At 61.1% G+C, this 7,670-nt stretch carries 5 protein-coding genes; 2 read left to right on the forward strand and 3 right to left on the reverse strand.

What is annotated here, in order from left to right; all coding sequences use genetic code 11:
* The first annotated feature begins 150 nt into the window (after positions 1-150).
* The gene (gene mmsB, locus Q8O69_RS18935) at positions 151-1,035 is read left to right on the forward strand and encodes a 3-hydroxyisobutyrate dehydrogenase (protein ID WP_305593726.1); all 885 of its coding nucleotides are present in this window, start codon (positions 151-153) and stop codon (positions 1,033-1,035) included.
* Between the two features lie 249 nt (positions 1,036-1,284).
* Here the strand turns inward: mmsB and Q8O69_RS18940 are convergent, their stop codons facing one another.
* From Q8O69_RS18940 to Q8O69_RS18950, 3 genes are read right to left on the reverse strand one after another with little or no spacing between them, the layout of a single operon-like run.
* Positions 1,285-2,631, reverse strand: coding sequence for an HlyD family type I secretion periplasmic adaptor subunit (locus Q8O69_RS18940; protein ID WP_305593731.1), 1,347 nt, complete (start codon positions 2,629-2,631; stop codon positions 1,285-1,287).
* 19 nt (positions 2,632-2,650) lie between these two features.
* On the reverse strand, positions 2,651-4,786 hold the full coding sequence (locus Q8O69_RS18945) for a type I secretion system permease/ATPase (RefSeq protein WP_305593727.1): 2,136 nt from the start codon (positions 4,784-4,786) through the stop codon (positions 2,651-2,653).
* Between the two features lie 47 nt (positions 4,787-4,833).
* Positions 4,834-6,177, reverse strand: a complete 1,344-nt coding sequence (locus Q8O69_RS18950) for a TolC family outer membrane protein (protein ID WP_305593728.1) — start codon at positions 6,175-6,177, stop codon at positions 4,834-4,836.
* Between the two features lie 323 nt (positions 6,178-6,500).
* Between Q8O69_RS18950 and Q8O69_RS18955 the strand changes: the two genes are divergently transcribed.
* The coding region (locus tag Q8O69_RS18955; protein WP_305593729.1) for a retention module-containing protein at positions 6,501-7,670 on the forward strand (1,170 nt) is incomplete at its 3' end.

Here is a 7,670-nt window from a genome sequence, read left to right on the forward strand (position 1 = left end):
GCTTGGCCCGCTCCTACACCACCATTTTCAGTGCGTAGGGTGGATGACGCTTTTTTCATACACCGACAAGACCGCAGCCGGTGGATGGGTGACGCATCATCCACCCTACACGGCCACACGAACGTTATTCAGCGCGACAGGAGCCTAACAATGACAACAATCGCTTTTATCGGCCTCGGCCATATGGGCCTGCCCATGGCGCGTAACCTGCTCAAGGCCGGCTTCAACCTGAGAGCCTTCGACCTGCTCCAGGCAGCCGTCGAGGACCTGGTCAAGGACGGCGCGCAAGCAGCCAGCAGTGCGCTGGACGCAGTGCAGGATGCCGATGTGGTGGTCAGCATGCTGCCGGCCAGCCGCCATGTGGAAGGCCTGTACCTGGGTGACAACGGCCTGCTGGCCGTGCTCAAGCCCGGCAGCCTGGTGCTGGAATGCTCGACCATCGCCCCGGAAGCCGCGCGCAAAGTGCATCAGGCCGCTCGCGAGCGAGGAATCGAACTGCTCGACGCCCCTGTATCCGGCGGCACCGCCGGCGCAGCAGCCGGCACCCTGACCTTTATGATCGGCGGCACGGCCAGCACCCTGGAAAAAGCGCGGGCGATCTTCGAGGCCATGGGCATGAACATCTTCCACGCAGGCCCCGATGGCGCAGGGCAAGTGGCCAAGGTGTGCAACAACCAGGTGCTGGCGGTGCAGATGATCGCCACCGCCGAAGCCATGGCCATGGGCGTCGCCAACGGCCTGGAACCAGCAGTACTGGCCGAAATCATGCGCCAGAGTTCAGGCGGCAACTGGACGCTGGAGAAGTACAACCCCTGGCCCGGCGTAATGGAAAACGCCCCGGCGTCCAAAGGCTACAGCGGCGGCTTTATGGCCGAGCTGATGGCCAAGGACCTGGGCCTGGCCCAGGAAGCGGCCCAAGCCAGCGGCAGCAGCACGCCCATGGGCGCGCTGGCGTTGCAGCTGTACCGCCTGCTGCTCAAGCAAGGCAAGGGCAAGCAGGACTTCTCGGTGGTGCAGCAGTTGTTTGTTGAATAAATGCGGCGTTGCTGGTCCGCATGGCTTAAACCGTAGGATGGGTGATAACCCATCAACCGATTGATGGGTTATCACCCATCCTACGTACTGTTTGTCGAGTAGCCAGCGCCCCCCTTACCGTAGGAGCGGGCCATGCCCGCGAAGCGTTCAATCGCGGCCATGGGCCGCTCCAACATCGATAGCCGGTTAACCCGCAGACAGCAAAAAACCGCAGCTAGCTGCGGCTTTTTGTTGTGCAGAATCTTCAACTTAGCGCTCGCGCAACGCCTCGCTGCGGGCGCGGATAATCGGCTTGAGCAGGTAACTGAGCACGCTCTTCTTGCCGGTGATGATATCCACCGACGCGACCATACCGGGGATGATCAGCAGCGGGTTTTCCTCGGTGCCCAGATGGCTCTTGTTGGTGCGCAGCTTGATCACATAAAAGCTGTTGCCATCATCGTCGGTCACGGTGTCGGCGCCGATCTGTTCCAGTTCGGCCTTGAGCCCGCCGTAGATGGTGTAGTCATAGGCGGTGAACTTGACCATCGCCTCCTGCCCCGGATGCAGGAAGGCAATATCCTGCGGACGAATGCGCGCCTCGACCAACAGGTTTTCCCCCAGCGGTACGATCTCCACCAGGTCGCTGCCCGGCTGAATCACCCCACCGATGGTGTTAACCAGCAGCTGCTTGACGATGCCGCGCACCGGCGAGATCACCAAGGTGCGGTTGACCCGGTCTTCCAGCGCCTTACCGGTTGACTGGATCTTGCTCAGCTCGGTGCGGGCCTCGTTAAGCTGAGCCAGCGCCTCGCTGCGAAAACGGCCACGGGTTTCATCGATCTTGCGCTCGACTTCCTTGATCGCCGCTTCGGCACGCGGCATCGCCAGGGTAGTGGCTTCCAGCTGGCCGCGCGCTTCTACTTCGGCGCGCTTGAGGCGCAACACTTCCACCTGGGAGATCGCGCCCTGGGCCACCAGCGGCTCGGACATCTGCACTTCCTGGCGCAGCAAATTGAGGCTGTTGCGGAACTGCCCTTGCTTGGAGGCAAACTCGCGCAGCTCCTGCTGGCGCTGAATCAACTGCTCTTCCAGGCCCGCCACTTCATCGAGCAATTGCTGCTTGCGACTGTTGAACAGCTGGATTTCGTTATCCGCCTGGCCGCCGGCCTTCTCACGCACTTCATCGGTCACCACCAGCTCGCGGTCCTGCACTTCGGCGCTGAGGCGCTCAACGCGCAGCAGCAGGGCCAGGCGATCCGCTTCGGTTTCGCCGACGTTGGAGGCAAAACGGGTGTCGTCCAGGCGCAGCAGTGGATCGCCAACGTCGACAATCTGCCCTTCACGGACAAACAGCTCGGCGACGATGCCGCCTTCCAGGTTCTGGATTTTCTGCAGCCGCGAGGACGGAATCGCCTTGCCGTCGCCTCGGGTCACTTCATCGACCACGGCGAAATTGGCCCACAACAGGCAGAACACCACAAAGGCGATCAAGCCCCAGATGGTCAGGCGCACCACCCGTGGCGCATCCTCGATCAACGCTTTGTTGACCTCTGGCAGCGGCTCATCGCCCAGCTCATCGTGGCTGCCGAAATAAGCCGCAACGGCCTGACGCAGGCTCCTTTTCTCGGGCGCTTTAGCTGACACTGATCTGCCCCTTCTTCAGCGCTTCCATCACGCTACCTTTCGGCCCGTCGGCGATGATCTGCCCACGGTCGACAATGATCAGCCGATCCACCAGGCTAAGCATCGAAGCACGGTGCGTCACCAGCAACAGGGTCTTAGTACCAATCACCGCAGACAAACGCTGCTTGAGACGTTCTTCGCCGGTGTTGTCCATGGCGCTGGTCGGCTCATCGAGCAGCAGAATCGGCGGGTCGAGTAACAGCGCACGCGCCAGGGCGACGTTCTGCCGCTGACCGCCGGAGAGGTTCTGACCGCGCTCGCCAACCTGCAGCTCGTAGCCTTTCGGGTGCAGCCGGGCGAATTCGTGCACACCGGCCAGTTCGGCGGCCTGCAACACCAGCTCGTCTTCGACATAGCGCGCGCCGGACACCAGGTTGTCGCGCAGGGTGCCGCTGAACAGCTGAATATCCTGCGGCACATAGCCGATGTTGTGACGCAGATCGCTGACATCCAGCTGGCGCACATCGATGCCATCGACCAGCAGGCTGCCGCCATCGGGCTGATACACCCCGACAATCAGCTTGGCCAGCGAGCTTTTGCCCGAGCCACTGCGACCGATGATGCCAATCTTCTCGCCGGGGCGAACCACCAGGTTGATGCCCAGCAGAGCGGCCTGCTGCTGATCCGGGTAATGGAATTCCAGCTGGCGGAATTCGATCGCGCCTTGCAGCGACTGGCGCTTGAGCGGGCGTTCATCGGCGTGGCGTTCCTGCGGCAGCTCCATCATCTGGTTGACCGATTCAAGCGTCACCCGCGCCTGCTGATAGCGCGTCAGCAGACCGGAAATCTGCGTCAACGGCCCCAACGCGCGGCTGCTGAGCATGTAACAGGCAATCAGCCCACCCATGCTCAGGTTGCCGTCGATGATCTGGTACACGCCGAGCACAATCACCACCACACCCGCCAGTTGCTGCAGCAGCATGGTGGCGTTCATCGCCAGGCTGGAGAGCATGCGCGCGCGCAACTCCAGGCGGCTGAGGGTGCCGATGGTCTGTTCCCACAGGTACTGGCGCTCGCTTTCGGCGTTATTGACCTTGACCGCATCCAGCCCGGCCAGGCTCTCGATCAGGCTCGACTGGCGCTCACCCGCCAGGGCCATGGTGCGCTGCATGGTCTCGGCCAGCGGACGCTGCAAGGCCCAGCCGATCAAGGCCACCAGCGGGAAGGCAAGTACGGGAATCCACACCAGGTGACCGCCGATCATGGCGATCACCGCAAGAATCAGCAGGGTAAACGGCAGGTCGATGACGCTGGCCAGAGTCAGCGAGGCGAGAAAGTCGCGCAGGCTCTGAAACTCGTGGATGTTCTGCGCGAAGCTGCCAACCCGCGCCGGGCGGAACTTCATGGCCATGCCGACGATGCGTTCGAACAGCGTGGCGGAGATGATCAAGTCGGTCTTCTTGCCGGCCAGATCGAGACACAGGCCGCGCAGGGTCTTCAGCAACAGATCGAAGAAGAACACCCCGGTGATGCCAATCGCCAGCACCCACAGAGTGGCTTCGGCCTGGTTGGGCACCACGCGGTCGTACACGTTCATCACAAACAGCGGCGTGGCCAAGCCGATCAGGTTGATCAGAAAGCTCGCCGCGATGGCATCGATGTACAGCCAGCGCGAGCGCTTGAGGGTGTCGCGAAACCAGGACGTGGCGCGCGGGATCAGCTCGCCACGGTTGAAATCAAACTTGTGCTGCGGCTGGGCAAAGAACACCCGCCCACTGTAGTCCTCGGCCAGCGCTTCGGCACTGACGCGCACCTCGCCGCCCTCGCTTTCGCTGGGCATGATGCGCGCCCGACCCAAGTCATCCCAACCCAGCAGAATGGCGCAGCGGCCATCGTGCAGCAGCAACAAGGCCGGCATGGCCAAGGCCGGAATCTTCTCCAGGCCACGGCGCAACCAGCGCCCCTGCAAACCCGCACGCGCCGCCGCACGCGGCAGCAACTCGGCACTCAGGCGCTGCTCCGGCAGCGGCAAGCCTGCGGTGAGCATGGCGCGGCTGACCGACTTCTGGTGCAGGCCGCACAGCGACAACAGGCTGTCGAGCAGAGGGTCGTCGTAGCGATCACGCGGATCGCTACGGGTTTGCATCGGGCTTGGGTCTACTGCCACTGGGTTTTACTCATCAACGACTGGGCTCAGTTCAGACCCGGCAAGTTGGCCTGGGCCTTGATCTCGTCCAGTGGTGCGGCGGCCATCGGCGCGACTACACCCTGGCTCTTGAGCAGGGAGCCCATGGTGGCCTTGATCCGGTATTGAGTAAACAGCTCGGTGAAACGCACTTCCTCAAGACGACGCGAGGCGGTGAACAACTCGTTTTCACTGTCGAGCAAATCCAGCAGGGTACGGTCACCCAGGCTGAACTGCTTCTGGTAGGACTCACGCACGCGGCTGCTGTAGTCAACGTACTGCTGGGCAATCGGCAGCTGCTGGCGGGCATTTTCCAGGGCATTCCAGGCCAGGCCGAGGTCTTCATTCAACACGCGCAGAGCGTTGTTGCGGATGTCCATCGCCTGATTGGTCTGATAAGCCTTGGACTGCAGGTCGGCCTTGTTGCTGCCGCCGGCAAACAGGTTGTAGCGCATGTTCAACATCGCACGCCATTCATTGCTATGGCCGCTGACCCCATCGATATTGTTGTCCATACCGCGCGACAGCTCGGCATCCAGGCGCGGGTAGAAACTCGACTTGGCCGCCTCATATTGCTGCTCGCTGGCCTGCACATCGGCCTCCGCCGAACTCAGGTACGGGTTGTTGGCGAGCATTTCCTGGCGCGCCGCCTGCAGGCTTTCCGGCAAGTGACCGGCCAAACCTGACGGCGGGCTCAGCTCGACGGCATCACGGCCGACCACGCTGAAATAGTTGACCCGCGCATCCGCCAGGTTGGTCTGCTCGGTGATCAGGTTGTTGCGAGCCTGGGCCAAGCGCGCTTCGGCCTGATCAAGGTCAGCAGTACGCCCTACGCCGCTCTGGCTACGCAGGGTGATCTGGTCATAAATACGTTCGTGGCTGGCCAGGTTGTTCTCGGCCAGACGCACCAGTTCCTGACGGGTCAACACATCCAGATAAACCTGCGCCACCGTCAGCGCGGTGCGCTCGGAAGTACCCAGCAGCTCATAAGCACGGGCATTCACCGTAGCGCGCTGGCGGCCGACTTCACTGCTGGTGGCAAAACCGTCGAACAGCATCTGTTGCAGACGCAGGCTGGATTCACCGCGAGTCAGGGTCTCGGTGTTGTGGTTCTGTCCACGAGTGCCAGGGCTGTCAGTGCCTTCACGGCCATAGCCGGCCAGCAAATCAACCCGCGGCAGGTAGCCGCCCTTGGCGGCCTTCATCTGTTCTTCAACCGACAAGCGCGCATTAATCCCCGCCTGAATCTCCGGATGCACCTCAAGGGCGCTTTGCATGGCTTGATTAAGCGTTTGGCCATGGGCAGCCATCGATACCGCAAGAGCAAGAGGGAACAGTGCAAAAAAACGCATTAAATGAAATTCCTTTCAGGCTGGGCTAGTGACTTAGAACAACGAAGAGGCGACGCGCTTGACGCAAAGTGGCGCAGGATACATAAACAGCCAACGGAACGTGACGCACATCACACTAGAGACAAACCAATATCAAAGTGACATCAGCGCGCGCATTGTTTATTATCGCGAGCTGTCGGTCAATAGTTTGGCATATCCGTAATTCCATAATGGAATAAGCCAAATTTATGACGACAATATTTTGTCAGATTATCAGCCTTTAAATCAAAACATTGCTTCACTGTGTTTAACGATTTTACCGCGTCCACCTCGGAGCCCGTTCTATGAGCACTATCGTCGCCATCGTAAAAAGTCTTGTTGGCCAAGTATTTGCCGTCTCTCTCGACGGACTGAAGCGACAGATATTCGAAGGCGAACGCCTGCTCATGGGCGAACAGATCCTGACTGGCCTGGGTGGCGAAGTGACCCTGCAACTGGCTAATGGCGAGCTGGTCAACGTTGCGCAAAACAGCAACTGGCAAGCGTCCGCCAGCGATACACAGACCGAAGGTAATAAAGTCGAGCCCAATCCGGAGCTGGAGCAAGCCCTAACTGCCGGCTTCGACCCCACTGTCGACCTCGAAGCCACAGCGGCTGGCCCAGGTGCAGGCGGCGGTACTGGCGGCGCAGCAGGTGGCGGGCATAGCTTTGTACTGCTGGGGGAGACTGGGCAGCAGCTTGAGGCAACTATTGGTTTTGAAACCTCTAACATCGGCCTGAACGGTGCCGGTCAGAACGAGCTGTTCGGCGCGGGTGAGCAAACAGACCAAACAACTGCCGCAAACGCCAACCTGGATACCACCGCACCTACCGCTCCTAGCGTAACCCTGGCTAACGACAGCGGTACCAGTGCCAGTGACCTCATCAGCAATGACGGCACACTGGTAATCGGCGGAGTCGAGCCTGGCGCAGTGGTTGAATACAGCACCGATGGCGGAGCGACTTGGAGCAATACATTCACACCAAGCGAAGGCAGCAACACCGTATCAGTTCGTCAAACTGATACTGCTGGCAACACATCACCTTCAACATCGCTGACCTTTACCCTCGACACCCAGGTTGCCGCGCCGACCCTCGCCCTCACCACCGACAGCGGTGTGGCCGGCGATCTGATCAGCAACGATGGCACCTACACCGTCAGCGGCACCGAGCCAGGTGCCCTGGTCGAGTACAGCACCGACGGCACCACTTGGAGCACCACCGCACCTGTGGCCGTGGAAGGCAGCAACACCATTCAAGTGCGTCAGACCGATGTCGCCGGCAACACCTCGGCACCGTCCAGCCTGACCTTTACCCTCGACACCCAGGTCGATGCACCGACCGTGACCATCGACACCGATGCCAACAACGACGGCACCCTCAGCAACACTGAGCTGGGCGCCGCCACCACCGTCACCGTCAGCGTGGCACTGCCCGCCGGCGCAGCCGTCGGCGACACCCTGAACGTCACCCTC

This window comes from Pseudomonas sp. (assembly GCF_030690725.1).
In the GTDB taxonomy this organism is placed as follows: Bacteria; Pseudomonadota; Gammaproteobacteria; order Pseudomonadales; family Pseudomonadaceae; genus Aquipseudomonas.

What these genes read in the sequence shown, in the direction of transcription:
- Q8O69_RS18945 (WP_305593727.1), bottom strand. Translation starts at nt 4,786, where the DNA reads ATGCAAACCCGTAGCGATCCGCGTGATCGCTACGACGACCCTCTGCTC.
- Q8O69_RS18950 (WP_305593728.1), bottom strand. Translation starts at nt 6,177, where the DNA reads ATGCGTTTTTTTGCACTGTTCCCTCTTGCTCTTGCGGTATCGATGGCT.
- mmsB (WP_305593726.1), top strand. Translation starts at nt 151, where the DNA reads ATGACAACAATCGCTTTTATCGGCCTCGGCCATATGGGCCTGCCCATG.